The sequence below is a fragment of the Pseudomonas glycinae genome (assembly GCF_001594225.2).
Classification (GTDB): Bacteria; Pseudomonadota; Gammaproteobacteria; order Pseudomonadales; family Pseudomonadaceae; genus Aquipseudomonas; species Aquipseudomonas glycinae.
Genome location: NZ_CP014205.2, coordinates 160,408 through 175,783, shown reverse-complemented (window position 1 = coordinate 175,783; position 15,376 = coordinate 160,408). Strand labels below are relative to the sequence as shown.

Genomic DNA, 15,376 nt, shown 5'->3' with positions numbered 1-15,376 from the left:
AACATCCCCAAACCTGACCTCAAATTCGCATTCAGGGAAGCTCTGAGCCTCTCTCGTCCCCGTTAAGCCTGTCATCGGTCAACTAACTATGCTCCATGCGCATCTGGGGGATAGGTGCGTGGCGGCTCTTGTGATAACATCCGGCGTTTTCCGAGGCAGTCCCACGGGGTTGTCTTCACTGCGCAAATCCAGGGTCAACTTGTCGATTTGTCGTAAGTCGGCGCATGGCACTCGGCCTGCATCGACGAGCTTCGTGCGTCCCCTATGGATATGGCGAAGTTTCACCAGAAAAAGGAATCAGGCTTCTCATGGGCGAACTGGCCAAAGAAATCCTCCCGGTCAATATCGAAGACGAGCTGAAACAGTCCTACCTCGACTACGCGATGAGCGTGATCGTCGGCCGTGCACTGCCGGATGCGCGCGATGGCTTGAAGCCCGTGCACCGTCGCGTGCTGTTCGCGATGAGCGAGCTGGGCAACGACTTCAACAAGCCGTACAAGAAATCTGCCCGTGTCGTCGGTGACGTGATCGGTAAGTATCACCCGCACGGTGATACCGCGGTGTACGACACCATCGTCCGCATGGCGCAGCCTTTCTCCCTGCGTTACCTGCTGGTCGACGGCCAGGGCAACTTCGGTTCGGTGGACGGCGACAACGCCGCGGCCATGCGATACACCGAAGTGCGCATGACCAAGCTGGCGCACGAGCTGCTGGCGGACCTGCACAAGGAAACCGTGGACTGGGTGCCGAACTACGACGGCACCGAACTGATCCCGGCGGTCATGCCGACCCGCGTACCGAACCTGCTGGTCAACGGTTCCAGCGGTATCGCCGTGGGCATGGCGACCAACATTCCGCCGCACAACCTCGGTGAAGTCATCGACGGTTGCCTGGCCCTCATCGACAATCCCGAGCTGACCGTCGATGAGCTGATGCAATACATTCCCGGTCCGGACTTCCCGACTGCCGCGATCATCAACGGTCGCGCCGGCATCATCGAAGCCTACCGCACCGGCCGTGGCCGCATTTACATGCGCGCCCGCTCGATCATCGAAGACATCGACAAGGTCGGTGGCCGTCAGCAGATCGTTATCACCGAACTCCCTTACCAGCTGAACAAGGCGCGTCTGATCGAGAAGATCGCCGAGCTGGTAAAAGAGAAGAAACTCGAAGGCATCACCGAGCTGCGCGACGAGTCCGACAAGGACGGTATGCGCGTGGTGATCGAACTGCGTCGCGGCGAAGTGCCTGAGGTGATCCTCAACAACCTCTATGCCCAGACCCAGCTGCAATCGGTATTCGGCATCAACATCGTTGCGCTGATCGACGGCCGTCCGCGGATCCTGAACCTCAAGGACCTGCTGGAAGCCTTCGTCCGTCACCGTCGCGAAGTGGTGACCCGCCGTACCGTGTTCGAACTGCGCAAGGCGCGCGAGCGTGGTCACATCCTCGAAGGTCAGGCCGTTGCCCTGTCGAACATCGACCCGGTGATCGCCCTGATCAAGGCTTCGCCGACCCCGTCGGAAGCCAAGGAAGCGCTGGTCAGCACGCCGTGGGAATCCACTGCCGTGGTGGCGATGGTGGAGCGTGCCGGTGCCGATTCGTGCCGTCCGGAAAACCTCGATCCGCAATACGGTCTGCGCGACGGCAAGTACTTCCTGTCGCCAGAGCAGGCGCAAGCCATTCTGGAGCTGCGTCTGCACCGCCTGACCGGTCTGGAACACGAAAAGCTGCTGGCCGAGTATCAAGAGATCCTCAACCAGATCGGCGAGCTGATCCGCATCCTCAACAGCGCCGTGCGCCTGATGGAAGTGATCCGCGAAGAGCTGGAAGTGATCCGCGCCGAATACGGCGACGTGCGCCGCACCGAAATCCTCGATGCCCGTCTCGACCTGACCCTGGGCGACATGATCCCGGAAGAAGAGCGCGTTGTGACCATCTCCCACGGTGGCTATGCCAAGACCCAGCCGCTGGCTGCGTACCAGGCCCAGCGTCGTGGCGGTAAAGGCAAATCGGCTACCGGCGTGAAGGATGAGGACTACATCGCTCACCTGCTGGTCGCCAACAGCCACACTACGCTGCTGCTGTTCTCCAGCAAGGGCAAGGTGTACTGGCTGAAAACCTACGAAATTCCGGAAGCGTCCCGCGCCGCCCGTGGTCGTCCGCTGGTCAACCTGCTGCCGCTGGATGACGGTGAATACATCACCACCATGCTGCCGGTCGAGGAATACACCGAAGGTCACTACATCTTCATGGCCACCGCCAACGGCACCGTGAAGAAGACTCCGCTGGAATCCTTCAGTCGTCAGCGCAGCGTCGGTCTGATCGCGCTGGAGCTGGACGAAGGCGACGTGTTGATCTCCGCAGCGATTACCGATGGCGAGCGTGAAGTGATGCTGTTCTCCGACGGCGGCAAGGTGACCCGCTTCAAGGAATCCGACGTTCGTGCCATGGGCCGTACCGCCCGTGGTGTGCGCGGCATGCGTCTGCCGGAAGGGCAGAAGCTGATTTCGATGCTGATCCCGGAAGAAGGCAGCCAGATCCTCACCGCTTCCGAGCGTGGTTATGGCAAGCGCACCGCGATCACCGAGTTCCCTGAGTACAAGCGTGGCGGCCAGGGCGTGATCGCCATGGTCAGCAACGAGCGTAACGGCCGTCTGGTCGGTGCGGTTCAGGTGCTCGACGGCGAGGAGATCATGCTGATTTCCGACCAGGGCACGCTGGTGCGTACCCGTGTCGACGAAGTCTCCAGCCTGGGTCGTAACACCCAGGGCGTGACCCTGATCAAACTGGCCAAGGATGAAACCCTGGTCGGTCTGGAGCGGGTTCAGGAGCCGTCGGAAGTCGAGGGTGAAGCGCTTGAAGGTGAAGAAGGTGTCGAACTGGAAGATGGCGTGATCGGCGCCGAACCGGACGATGCGGTCGACAACCTGCAGGCGGACGCCGCAGGCGAAGAAGAGTCGCAAGACTAACCAAATCGTAGCAGGGCAGAGTGTTTGCTCTGTCCGCTACCGTGATTGCAAAGCGAGAGTGGATGTGAGCAAACGAGCCTTTAACTTCTGCGCAGGTCCCGCTGCGCTGCCTGAAGCTGTCCTGTTGCGTGCCCAGTCCGAGATGCTCGACTGGCACGGCAAGGGTCTGTCGGTCATGGAAATGAGCCATCGCAGTGATGACTACGTGGCCATCGCCGAGAAGGCCGAACAAGACCTGCGCGACCTGCTGTCCATCCCCTCCAATTACAAAGTGCTGTTCCTGCAGGGCGGTGCGAGCCAACAGTTCGCCGAGATTCCGCTGAACCTGCTGCCCGAGAACGGCACTGCCGACTATGTCGAAACCGGCATCTGGTCGAAGAAAGCCATCGAGGAAGCGCGTCGCTTCGGCAACATCAACGTTGCTGCCAGCGCCAAGCCTTATGACTACCTGGCCATCCCTGGCCAGAATGAGTGGAATTTGACCCCGGGTGCGGCCTATCTGCACTATGCGTCCAACGAAACCATCGGCGGCCTGCAGTTTGACTGGGTTCCCGAGGCCGGTGACGTTCCGCTGGTGGTCGACATGTCCTCCGATATCCTCTCGCGCCCGATCGATGTGTCGCAGTACGGCCTGATCTACGCCGGCGCGCAGAAGAACATCGGCCCGAGCGGTCTGGTGGTGGTGATCGTCCGTGAAGACCTGCTCGGTCGTGCTCGCAGTTCGTGCCCGACCATGCTTGACTACAAGATTTCGGCCGATAACGGTTCGATGTACAACACCCCGGCCACCTATTCCTGGTACCTCTCGGGTCTCGTCTTCGAGTGGCTGAAGGAGCAGGGCGGCGTTGCCGCGATGGAGCAGCGCAACAAGGCGAAGAAAGATCGCCTGTACGGCTTCATCGACAACAGCGACTTCTATACCAATCCGATCAGCACCAACGCCCGCTCGTGGATGAACGTGCCGTTCCGTCTGGCTGACGAGCGTCTGGACAAGGCGTTCCTGGCCGGCGCCGACGCCCGTGGCCTGCTCAACCTCAAGGGTCATCGTTCGGTCGGCGGCATGCGTGCATCGATCTACAACGCCCTGGGTCTGGACGCCGTCGAAGCGCTGGTCGGCTACATGGCTGAATTCGAGAAGGAGCATTCCTGATGTCCGAGCAGGAGCTCAAGGCGCTGCGCGTTCGCATTGATAACCTGGATGAGAAGATTCTCCAGCTGATCAGCGATCGCGCGCGCTGCGCCGAAGAAGTTGCCCGGGTCAAGATGGCCAGTCTGGCCGAAGGCGAGCAGCCGGTGTTCTACCGTCCCGAGCGTGAGGCGCAGGTCCTCAAGCGCGTGATGGAGCGCAACAAGGGGCCGCTGGGCAACGAAGAGATGGCGCGCTTGTTCCGCGAAATCATGTCTTCGTGTCTGGCCCTCGAGAACCCGCTGAAAGTGGCTTATCTCGGTCCGGAAGGCACCTTCACCCAGGCGGCGGCCATGAAGCACTTCGGTCACGCGGTGATCAGCAAGCCGATGGCGGCGATCGACGAAGTGTTCCGTGAAGTGGCAGCCGGTGCGGTGAATTTTGGCGTGGTGCCGGTGGAAAACTCCACTGAAGGCGCGGTCAACCACACCCTCGACAGCTTCCTCGAGCACGACATGGTGATCTGCGGCGAAGTCGAGCTGCGCATTCACCACCACCTGCTGGTCGGTGAAAACACCAAGACCGACAGCATCAGCCGTATCTATTCCCACGCCCAGTCGCTGGCCCAGTGCCGCAAATGGCTGGACGCCCATTATCCGAATGTCGAGCGCGTGGCGGTTTCCAGCAACGCCGAGGCGGCCAAGCGGGTCAAGGGCGAATGGAACTCGGCGGCGATCGCCGGTGACATGGCGGCCGGGCTCTATGGCCTGACCCGTCTGGCCGAGAAGATCGAGGATCGCCCGGACAACTCCACGCGCTTCCTGATGATCGGTAACCAGGAAGTGCCGCCGACCGGCGACGACAAGACTTCGATCATCGTGTCCATGAGCAACAAGCCCGGCGCGCTCCACGAGCTGCTGGTACCGTTCCATGACAACGGGATCGACCTGACCCGGATCGAAACCCGTCCGTCGCGCAGCGGCAAATGGACCTACGTGTTCTTCATCGACTTCGTCGGTCATCACCGTGATCCGCTGATCAAAGGTGTACTGGAAAAGATCAGTCAGGAAGCAGTAGCACTCAAGGTGCTGGGTTCCTACCCGAAAGCAGTTCTTTAAGGGGTGGTAGCAATGAGTGGCAACTTCCTCGCTCTGGCACAGCCGGGCGTGCAGCAACTTTCGCCATACGTGCCGGGCAAGCCCGTGGACGAACTGGCCCGCGAGCTGGACCTGGATCCGGCAAGTATCGTCAAACTGGCGAGCAACGAAAACCCGCTGGGCGCCAGCCCGAAAGCGCTGGTCGCAATCCGCGAAGCGCTGGATGAGTTGACCCGTTATCCGGACGGCAATGGCTTTGCCCTGAAATCCCTGCTGGCCGAGCAGTGCCGTGTCGAGCTGAACCAAGTGACTTTGGGCAACGGTTCCAACGACATTCTTGAGCTGGTGGCGCGCGCCTATCTGGCGCCGGGCCTGAATGCGGTGTTCAGCGAGCACGCGTTCGCGGTTTACCCGATCGCGACCCAGGCGGTCGGTGCGCAGGCCAAAGTCGTTCCGGCCAAGGATTGGGGGCATGACCTGCCGGCGATGCTGGCCGCCATCGACGCCAACACTCGTGTCGTGTTCATCGCCAACCCGAACAACCCGACCGGCACCTGGTTCGGCGCCGAAGCGCTGGACGAGTTCCTTCAGGATGTGCCGGAGCACGTGCTGGTGGTGCTGGACGAGGCCTACATCGAATACGCCGAAGGCAGCGATCTACCGGATGGCCTGGATTTCCTCGCGGCTTATCCGAACCTGCTGGTTTCGCGCACCTTCTCCAAGGCTTATGGTCTGGCGTCGCTGCGTGTTGGCTACGGCTTGTCCACGCCAGTGGTGGCGGACGTGCTGAACCGCGTACGCCAGCCGTTCAACGTCAACAGCCTGGCCTTGGCCGCGGCGTGTGCGGCGCTGAAGGACGAGGAATATCTGGCGCAGAGCCGTCAGCTCAACGAGTCCGGCATGCAACAGCTGGAAGCGGGTTTTCGCGAGTTGGGTCTGAGCTGGATTCCGTCCAAGGGCAACTTTATCTGCGTCGACCTTGGTCAGGTGGCGGCTCCGGTGTTCCAGGGCCTGCTGCGCGAAGGCGTGATCGTGCGTCCGGTGGCCAACTACGGCATGCCGAACCATCTGCGGGTGACCATCGGTCTGCCGGCGGAAAACAGCCGCTTCCTCGAAGCGCTGCGCAAGGTTCTGGCTCGTGGGTGATGTCACTGCGCTGCAATCTGCTGCACCTATGATCGGGCGCCTGGTGGTGGTCGGTCTGGGGTTGATCGGTGGTTCGTTTGCCAAAGGCTTGCGTGAAAGCGGTGTGTGCCGCGAGGTGGTCGGGGTTGATCTCGATCCGCAATCGCGCAAGCTGGCGGTCGAGTTGGGCGTGGTGGATCGTTGCGAAGACGACCTGGTGGCGGCTTGCCAGGGCGCGGACGTGATCCAGTTGGCGGTGCCGATCCTGGCCATGGAAAAAGTCCTGGCCCGTCTGGCCGGCATGGACCTGGGGCAGGCGATCCTGACGGATGTCGGCAGTGCCAAGGGTAATGTGGTGCGTGCGGCGACCGAAGCGTTCGGCGGCATGCCGGCGCGTTTCGTGCCTGGGCATCCGATTGCCGGCTCCGAGCAGAGCGGGGTGGAAGCCTCCAATTCGGAGCTGTTCCGTCGTCATAAAGTGATTCTGACCCCGCTGGAGCAGACCGATCCGGCCGCCCTGGCCGTGGTTGATCGCTTGTGGCGCGAGCTGGGCGCCGACGTCGAGCACATGCAGGTCGAGCGTCACGATGAAGTGCTGGCCGCGACCAGTCATCTGCCGCACCTGCTGGCCTTCGGTCTGGTCGATTCGCTGGCCAAGCGCAATGAAAACCTTGAGATCTTCCGTTACGCTGCGGGCGGTTTCCGTGATTTCACAAGAATCGCCGGAAGCGACCCGGTCATGTGGCATGACATCTTTCTCGCCAACCGCGAGGCTGTCCTGCGCACACTCGATACATTTCGCAGCGACCTCGACGCTTTGCGCGACGCGGTCGATGCAGGGGATGGGCACCAATTGTTGGGCGTCTTCACGCGCGCCCGGGTTGCCCGCGAGCATTTCAGTAAAATCCTGGCCCGCAGGGCCTATGTGGACGCTATGAATTCCAACGATCTGATTTTCCTGGCTCAACCTGGTGGCCGCCTGTCCGGTCGGATTCGCGTACCGGGTGACAAATCGATTTCCCACCGTTCGATCATGCTCGGTTCTCTGGCTGAAGGCGTCACCGAAGTCGAAGGCTTCCTCGAGGGCGAAGACGCCCTGGCGACCTTGCAGGCGTTCCGTGATATGGGCGTGGTCATCGAAGGCCCGCATCACGGCCGCGTGACCATCCATGGTGTCGGCCTGCACGGCCTGAAGCCTGCGCCGGGCCCGATCTATCTGGGCAACTCCGGTACTTCGATGCGCCTGCTGTCCGGCCTGCTGGCCGCGCAGGACTTCGACAGCACCCTGACCGGTGATGCGTCGCTGTCCAAGCGTCCGATGAATCGCGTCGCCAACCCGCTGCGGGAAATGGGCGCCGTGATCGAAACCGCTGCCGACGGTCGTCCACCGATGACCATTCGTGGCGGTCACAAGCTCAAAGGCCTGACCTACACCATGCCGATGGCCAGCGCCCAGGTTAAATCCTGCCTGCTGCTGGCGGGCCTGTACGCCGAAGGCAGGACCACCGTCACCGAGCCGGCACCGACCCGTGACCACACCGAGCGCATGCTGCGCGGCTTCGGCTATCCGGTGAGCGTTGACGGTGCCACGGCATCGGTTGAGTCCGGTGGCAAGCTGACCGCGACCCACATCGAAGTGCCGGGCGACATCTCGTCGTCGGCGTTTTTCCTGGTGGCTGCGTCGATCGCCGAAGGTTCGGAGCTGGTGCTCGAACACGTCGGCATCAACCCGACCCGTACCGGCGTGATCGACATCCTGCGTCTGATGGGCGCCGACATCACTCTGGAAAACCAGCGTGAAGTGGGTGGCGAGCCGGTAGCGGATCTTCGTGTACGGGCAGCTAAACTCAAAGGTATCGAGATTCCGGAAGCGCTGGTGCCACTGGCCATCGACGAATTCCCGGTGCTGTTCGTGGCCGCGGCCTGTGCTGAAGGGCGCACCGTGCTGACCGGCGCCGAAGAGCTGCGGGTCAAGGAGTCTGACCGTATCCAGGTCATGGCGGACGGTTTGCTGGCGCTGGGCGTCAAGTGTGAACCGACCCCGGACGGCATCATCATCGACGGCGGCCAGATCGGCGGCGGCGAAGTGCATGGTCATGGCGATCACCGTATCGCGATGGCTTTCAGCGTGGCCTCGCTGCGCGCCACGGCACCGATCCGCATCCATGACTGCGCCAACGTCGCGACATCGTTCCCGAACTTCCTGGCGCTGTGCGCGCAGGTCGGTATTCGTGTGGCGCAAGAGGCTCAGTCGTGAACAACATTGCACCGGTCATCACCATCGACGGGCCAAGCGGCTCGGGCAAGGGCACCGTAGCCGGGATTCTGGCCAAGCGTCTTGGCTGGAACCTGCTGGACTCCGGTGCGTTGTATCGCCTGCTGGCGTTCGCGGCGCACAACCATGGTGTGGACCTGACCAATGAAGAGTTACTGAAGAAACTGGCCGCTCATCTGGATGTGCAGTTCATCGCGGCGACCGACGGTCAGTTGCAACGCATCATTCTGGAAGGTGACGAAGTCAGCGATGTCATCCGCACTGAAAGCGTCGGTTCCGGCGCTTCGCAGGTGGCTGCATTGCCCGCCGTGCGCGAGGCGCTGCTGCAGCGTCAGCGTGCATTTCAGGAAGCGCCGGGTCTGGTGGCCGATGGTCGCGACATGGGCACGGTGGTGTTTCCCGATGCGCCACTGAAGATTTTCCTGACCGCCAGTGCCGAGGAGCGGGCACGCCGCCGATATTTGCAGTTGAAGGGCAAAGTCGAGGGTGTTAGTCTGTCGAGTCTGCTAGATGAGATCCGTGCGCGCGACGAGCGTGACACCCAGCGAGCGGTGGCCCCGCTCAAGCCGGCGGCCGACGCGATACAGCTGGATTCCACGGAGTTGTCCATCGATCAGGTGCTTGAACGCATCATGAGTGAGATCGCCATTCGCGATATCGCCGGGTGACCAAGAAGGCCGCAGGGGACCAGTCATAGTCCTGTGACGCTTCTTTTAAATGAAACTAACCCACATTGTCTGGGATGTGGAGATGGGCGTATTTTTCGCCCTAATCAACAGGAATTAAAATGAGCGAAAGCTTTGCGGAACTCTTTGAAGAAAGCCTAAAGACCCTGAACCTTCAGGCAGGCTCCATCATCACCGGTGTTATCGTTGATATCGATTACCAGGCTCGCTGGGTAACCGTTCACGCTGGCCTGAAGTCCGAAGCACTGATCCCGCTGGAGCAGTTCTACAACGACGCTGGCGAACTGAACATCAACGTCGGTGACGAAGTTCACGTTGCGCTGGACTCGGTTGAAGACGGTTTCGGTGAAACCAAGCTGTCCCGTGAAAAAGCCAAGCGCGCTGAATGCTGGATCGTTCTGGAAGCAGCCTTCGCAGCCGAGGAAGTGGTCAAGGGCGTTATCAACGGTAAGGTTAAAGGCGGCTTCACTGTCGACGTTAACGGCATCCGTGCGTTCCTGCCAGGTTCCCTGGTTGACGTCCGTCCAGTGCGCGACACCACGCACCTGGAAGGCAAAGAGCTGGAATTCAAGGTCATCAAGCTGGACCAGAAGCGCAACAACGTTGTCGTTTCCCGTCGCAGCGTCCTGGAAGCCGAGAACTCCGCCGAGCGTGAAGCTCTGCTGGAATCCCTGCAGGAAGGCCAGCAAGTCAAAGGTATCGTCAAAAACCTCACCGATTACGGCGCATTCGTCGATCTGGGTGGCGTGGACGGCCTGCTGCACATCACCGACATGGCCTGGAAGCGCATCAAGCATCCTTCCGAGATCGTCAACGTTGGTGACGAAATCGATGTCAAGGTTCTGAAATACGATCGCGAACGCAACCGTGTTTCCCTGGGCCTGAAACAGCTGGGCGAAGATCCATGGGTTGCTATCAAAGCCCGTTACCCAGAAGGCACTCGTGTTACCGCTCGTGTAACCAACCTGACCGACTACGGCTGCTTCGCTGAGCTGGAAGAAGGCGTTGAAGGTCTGGTACACGTTTCGGAAATGGACTGGACCAACAAGAACATCCACCCTTCGAAAGTCGTACAAGTCGGCGACGAAGTGGAAGTCATGGTTCTGGACATCGACGAAGAGCGTCGTCGTATCTCCCTGGGCATCAAGCAGTGCAAGTCGAACCCATGGGAAGACTTCTCTGGCCAGTTCAACAAGGGCGACAAGATCTCCGGCACCATCAAGTCGATCACCGATTTCGGTATCTTCATTGGTCTGGACGGCGGCATCGACGGTCTGGTTCACCTGTCCGACATCTCCTGGAACGAAGTGGGCGAAGAAGCCGTACGTCGTTTCAAGAAGGGCGACGAGCTGGACACCGTTATCCTGTCGGTTGACCCGGAGCGTGAGCGTATCTCCCTGGGTATCAAGCAACTGGAAAGCGATCCGTTCTCCGAGTACGTCTCGGTTAACGACAAAGGCGCAATCGTTACTGGCACCGTGAAAGAAGTTGACGCCAAAGGCGCCATCATCGTTCTGGCCGACGACATCGAAGCGACTCTGAAAGCCTCCGAAATCAGCCGTGACCGCGTTGAAGACGCGCGCAACGTTCTGAAAGAAGGCCAGCAAGTAGAAGCCAAGATCATCAGCGTTGATCGTAAGAGCCGCGTAATTCAGCTGTCGATCAAATCGAAAGACGATGCTGAAGAGAAAGAAGCCATCCAGAGCCTGAAAGCAGCTCCGGAAGGCGAAGCAGCTGACACCACTATGGCGGCACTGCTGCGTCAAGCAATGGCCAAACAGAACTGAGTTCTGTCTGATCATGAAAAAGGGCGACTTCGGTCGCCCTTTTTTGTGCCTGCGATTTGGTGGGGGCTGCTTTCTGGTCAATCGGTGAAACCATTTCCTTGGCCGGGAGGTCTGTTTCTTTAATCGGATCAATCGTCTATTCGCGTCTAGGCTTAGGCTGAAGATCGCAGTAGTCGGGCAGGCGCCTGGCATAAGGATGTGAATGAACAAGTTTATAGTTCTGGTGGGTATGTTGGTCTTGGCGGGATGTACTACCAGCGCCAAGACCCATGCGGTGCGCGGAGTGAGTGGCATTGAGGTTGACTGCTCCGGCTTGGGTTCCGGTTGGGAGCGGTGTCAGAAGCGCGCCGCCAAGGAATGCAAGGGGGCAGGTTACAAGGTGATCACGCGTTCTGATGATGCTCGGGATGACGATGAGTTTCCCTTCGGCTTCAATCCTGCCGGCTACGTGACTCGCACCATGTTGGTGATCTGTCGGTGAGCGCTGGCCAGGCTGTAATTCGATGCCCTGAAAACGGGCGTTGTGGCGAGTTGGAAGATATGTCAAGCCCTGGGCTGTTCAAAATCTTCCGGGCGTGCTAAAACCTTTCAAGCGCTGACCTAGCTGCTTGAAAAAGAAGGGAAAAATATGACGAAGTCGGAGTTGATCGAACGAATTGTCACCCATCAAGGGCTGCTCTCATCCAAAGATGTGGAGTTGGCCATCAAGACTATGCTTGAGCAAATGTCCCAGTGTCTGGCCACGGGGGATCGTATCGAGATCCGTGGTTTTGGCAGCTTTTCCTTGCATTATCGCGCGCCGCGAGTCGGTCGTAACCCAAAGACCGGCCAGTCTGTCAGTCTTGACGGCAAGTTTGTTCCGCATTTCAAGCCAGGCAAAGAGTTGCGTGATCGCGTGAATGAAGAAGAGGAGGAGGGGGTTTGACGGTCACCGTTACGCGAGGAGCCGCTCATGAGTAATCTCAAGCGCATTTTGCTTTCCGTATTAATTTTATTGCTTGTATTGGCGATCCTTGCGTTCGTTCTCGAAAATCAGCAATCGGTCTCCCTGTTGTTTCTTGGTTGGGCAGGGCCGCAACTTCCGGTATCAGTGATTACGGTTGGTGCATTGCTGGTGGGTATGCTGATCGGGCCGTTTTTTGGCTGGTTTCTGAGACGTTCGTCCAGAGCTTCACCCAAGCGTCTGGTCTGATTGCGACATTGAAGGAAAGGCGAACTAAACTTTAGCCACAGCTTGTCTATATCCATTAGTAAAACGTTCATTAAGCTGTAAAATGCTGCGCTTGTTCGATAGTGGCATATTCCCACGTCGGTACAAACTGACTCTGGTCAGAAGCCCCGGCTGGATTGATGGCTTTTGCGTTCATGGATTAGACAGTGCTCGGTTGGCAGCCCTGTCAGCAACTCAAGGGTATGGTTTCGCGTGAAAATTCTAGTAACCGGCGGCGCCGGGTTTATCGGCTCGGCAGTCATCCGTCATATCATTTCCAATACTACCGACGCAGTGATCAACGTCGATAAGCTGACGTATGCGGGTAACCTTGAGTCGCTGGCTGAAGTCAGCGGTAATTCGCGCTATGCATTCGAACGCGTCGATATCTGCGATCGTGAGCAGATCGACCGTGTTTTGCGTGAGCATCAACCAGATGCCATCATGCACCTGGCTGCGGAATCTCATGTCGATCGCTCGATCAGTGGTCCGTCCGAGTTCATTCAGACCAACATCATCGGTACTTACACTCTGCTGGAAGCTGCTCGCCACTATTGGGCGGCACTGGATGATGTGCGTAAAGCCAACTTCCGTTTCCATCATATTTCGACCGACGAAGTTTACGGTGATCTTGAAGGCCCGGAAGACCTTTTCACCGAAACGACGCCTTATCAGCCAAGCTCGCCTTATTCGGCCAGCAAGGCCAGCTCCGATCACCTCGTTCGCGCCTGGGCTCGCACTTATGGTCTGCCGACATTGGTGACCAACTGCTCGAACAACTACGGCCCTTGCCACTTCCCGGAGAAATTGATTCCGCTGATCATTCTCAATGCACTGGAAGGCAAACCTCTGCCGGTTTACGGAAAAGGCAATCAGGTTCGCGACTGGCTGTATGTCGAAGACCACGCCCGTGCGTTGTACAAAGTCGTGACCGAAGGCGTCGTCGGCGAGACATACAACATTGGCGGCCATAACGAAAAACAGAACATTGAAGTAGTGAACACGCTGTGCGCACTGCTCGATGAGCTGCGTCCAGACTCGGCGCATCGTCCTCATGCAAGCCTGATCACTTACGTGCAGGACCGCCCTGGTCACGACCAGCGCTATGCGATCGATGCAAGCAAGATTCAGCGCGAGCTGGGCTGGACTCCGGAAGAAACATTCGAAACCGGCATTCGCAAGACTGTTGAATGGTACTTGAACAATACTGACTGGGTCGCTCACGTGAAGAGCGGCAGTTACCAGCAGTGGATTGATCAAAATTATGCGGATCGCTCAAACAAGGCATGAAAATCCTCCTGCTGGGTAAGAACGGCCAGGTCGGCTGGGAGTTGCAACGCTCTCTGGCACCACTGGGCGAGCTGATTGCACTGGATCGTCATTCAGTCGATGGATTGAGTGGTGATTTATCGAATCTTGAGGGTTTGCGTTCGACGATCCGCCAGATAAAGCCTGATGTCATTGTCAACGCAGCGGCTTACACCGCCGTTGACAAGGCCGAGACTGAAGTCGAGCTGGCAGCGCGCGTCAATGCTCAGGCGAGCGGTGTCCTGGCTGAAGAGGCTGCGGTCCTTGGCGCCTGGCTGGTTCACTACTCGACCGACTATGTCTTCAGTGGGCAAGGTGTCACGCCTTGGCAGGAAACGGATAGCGTAGCGCCGGTCAACGCATACGGTGCGAGCAAGCTGGCCGGCGAACAGCTCATCACCGCGTCGGGTTGCAAGCATCTGATTTTCCGCACGAGCTGGGTATATGGTGCGCGCGGCAGCAATTTTGCCAAGACCATGTTGCGTCTTGCCGCTGATCGCGAAAGCTTGAACGTGATCGCCGATCAGATCGGTGCGCCAACCGGTGCGGACCTGATTGCGGACGTCACCGCGTTGGCCATTCGCCAGGCCTTTCAGCGCCCTGAACTGTCGGGGTTGTATCACCTGGCAGCCAGCGGTGAAGTGTCCTGGCATGGCTATGCCAGCCACGTGATCGCATTTGCCAAGGCCAATGGCGAACAGCTTGCCGTACAGGCCGTGAACCCGATCGATACCACTGCTTATCCGACCCCCGCGCGCCGGCCGCTGAATTCACGTTTGAATACTCAGAAGCTACGCGACAATTTTTCTCTACACTTGCCGGATTGGCAAAGTGGTGTAACCCGAATGCTTAGGGAAGTTCTGAACAAATGACCACGATTAATCGCAAAGGGATCATTCTCGCCGGTGGTTCGGGCACGCGTCTGCACCCGTTGACCCTCGGTGTGTCCAAGCAGATGCTGCCGATCTACGATAAACCGATGATCTTTTATCCGTTGTCGGTGCTGATGCTTGCAGGGATGCGTGAGATCCTGATCATCTCCACGCCACAGGACCTGCCATGCTTCCAGAAGCTGCTCGGTGATGGCAGCCTTTATGGCATTCAGCTGACGTACGCAGAGCAACCAAGCCCGGATGGTCTGGCGCAGGCCTTCATCATCGGTGAAGAGTTCATCGGCAAGGATCCATGCTGTCTGATTCTGGGCGACAACATCTTTTACGGTCAGCACTTCTCGGACAATCTGCGTTCGGCCAGCTCACGGCAGCAGGGCGCTACCGTATTCGGTTATCACGTTTCCGATCCGGAGCGTTTCGGTGTCGTCGAGTTCGACGAAAGCGGCCGTGCGCTGAGCATCGAAGAAAAGCCGCTGAAACCGAAATCCAACTATGCCGTCACCGGCCTGTACTTCTACGACAACGATGTCGTGGAAATTGCCAAGGGCATCAAGCCTTCCGTACGTGGTGAGCTGGAAATTACCGACGTCAACCGTGCTTATCTCGACAAGAAGACGCTGAAAGTCGAAATGCTGGGTCGTGGTTTCGCTTGGCTGGATACGGGGACTCACGAATCGCTGCTGGAAGCCAGTCACTTCGTTCACACCATCGAGCACCGTCAGGGCTTGAAAGTCGCTTGCCTGGAAGAGATTGCCTACAACAATGGCTGGATTACCTCTCAGCAATTGGCGGCCCAAGCGAATGCCCTGAAAAAGACCGGTTACGGTCAGTACCTACAGAAGTTGCTGGATTCGCCGTCCCGCTGAGCTGAGCGTCATTCGCTCGAACAGTCGCGTT

The 15,376-nt window shown here is 58.9% G+C and carries 13 protein-coding genes; all 13 read left to right on the top strand.

The annotated features are described in order from the left end of the window. The first annotated feature begins 308 nt into the window (after window positions 1-308). The 13 genes from gyrA to rfbA all read left to right on the top strand — a co-directional run bounded on the left by gyrA (window position 309) and on the right by rfbA (window position 15,345). On the top strand, window positions 309-2,972 hold the full coding sequence (gene gyrA, locus AWU82_RS00790; RefSeq protein ID WP_064383396.1) for a DNA gyrase subunit A: 2,664 nt from the start codon (window positions 309-311) through the stop codon (window positions 2,970-2,972). Between the two features lie 64 nt (window positions 2,973-3,036). Further along, a complete protein-coding gene (gene serC / locus AWU82_RS00785) occupies window positions 3,037-4,122 on the top strand; it encodes a 3-phosphoserine/phosphohydroxythreonine transaminase (RefSeq protein WP_064383394.1) in 1,086 nt (361 codons plus the stop codon). Beyond that, window positions 4,122-5,216: a prephenate dehydratase gene (pheA, locus tag AWU82_RS00780; protein ID WP_007950913.1), complete on the top strand. Its 1,095-nt coding sequence runs from the start codon at window positions 4,122-4,124 to the stop codon at window positions 5,214-5,216. The genes serC and pheA overlap by 1 nt, the downstream gene beginning before the upstream one ends. A gap of 12 nt (window positions 5,217-5,228) precedes the next feature. Continuing rightward, a complete protein-coding gene (gene hisC, locus AWU82_RS00775) occupies window positions 5,229-6,341 on the top strand; it encodes a histidinol-phosphate transaminase (protein ID WP_064383393.1) in 1,113 nt (370 codons plus the stop codon). Between the two features lie 28 nt (window positions 6,342-6,369). After that, a complete protein-coding gene (locus AWU82_RS00770; RefSeq protein WP_064384155.1) occupies window positions 6,370-8,577 on the top strand; it encodes a bifunctional prephenate dehydrogenase/3-phosphoshikimate 1-carboxyvinyltransferase in 2,208 nt (735 codons plus the stop codon). After that, complete coding sequence (cmk, locus tag AWU82_RS00765) at window positions 8,574-9,263, top strand: (d)CMP kinase (protein WP_007973641.1); 690 nt, start codon at window positions 8,574-8,576, stop codon at window positions 9,261-9,263. The genes AWU82_RS00770 and cmk overlap by 4 nt, the downstream gene beginning before the upstream one ends. A gap of 119 nt (window positions 9,264-9,382) precedes the next feature. Then, window positions 9,383-11,068 carry a 30S ribosomal protein S1 gene (gene rpsA / locus AWU82_RS00760; RefSeq protein WP_039770554.1) on the top strand — a complete coding sequence of 562 codons (1,686 nt, stop codon included), beginning with the start codon at window positions 9,383-9,385 and terminating at the stop codon, window positions 11,066-11,068. 202 nt (window positions 11,069-11,270) lie between these two features. Beyond that, a complete protein-coding gene (locus AWU82_RS00755) occupies window positions 11,271-11,549 on the top strand; it encodes a hypothetical protein (RefSeq protein WP_064383392.1) in 279 nt (92 codons plus the stop codon). Window positions 11,550-11,696: 147 nt separating this feature from the next. After that, window positions 11,697-11,993 (top strand): integration host factor subunit beta, encoded by a 297-nt coding sequence (gene ihfB / locus AWU82_RS00750; RefSeq protein ID WP_003189779.1) that lies wholly within the window; start codon window positions 11,697-11,699, stop codon window positions 11,991-11,993. A gap of 27 nt (window positions 11,994-12,020) precedes the next feature. Continuing rightward, window positions 12,021-12,260: a LapA family protein gene (locus tag AWU82_RS00745; protein ID WP_064383390.1), complete on the top strand. Its 240-nt coding sequence runs from the start codon at window positions 12,021-12,023 to the stop codon at window positions 12,258-12,260. 231 nt (window positions 12,261-12,491) lie between these two features. After that, window positions 12,492-13,568 carry a dTDP-glucose 4,6-dehydratase gene (rfbB, locus tag AWU82_RS00740; protein ID WP_064383388.1) on the top strand — a complete coding sequence of 359 codons (1,077 nt, stop codon included), beginning with the start codon at window positions 12,492-12,494 and terminating at the stop codon, window positions 13,566-13,568. Beyond that, the gene (gene rfbD, locus AWU82_RS00735; RefSeq protein WP_064383384.1) at window positions 13,565-14,458 is read left to right on the top strand and encodes a dTDP-4-dehydrorhamnose reductase; all 894 of its coding nucleotides are present in this window, start codon (window positions 13,565-13,567) and stop codon (window positions 14,456-14,458) included. Before rfbB ends, rfbD begins: the two co-directional genes overlap by 4 nt. Continuing rightward, window positions 14,455-15,345 (top strand): glucose-1-phosphate thymidylyltransferase RfbA, encoded by an 891-nt coding sequence (gene rfbA / locus AWU82_RS00730; protein WP_064383382.1) that lies wholly within the window; start codon window positions 14,455-14,457, stop codon window positions 15,343-15,345. Before rfbD ends, rfbA begins: the two co-directional genes overlap by 4 nt. Window positions 15,346-15,376: the final 31 nt, after the last annotated feature.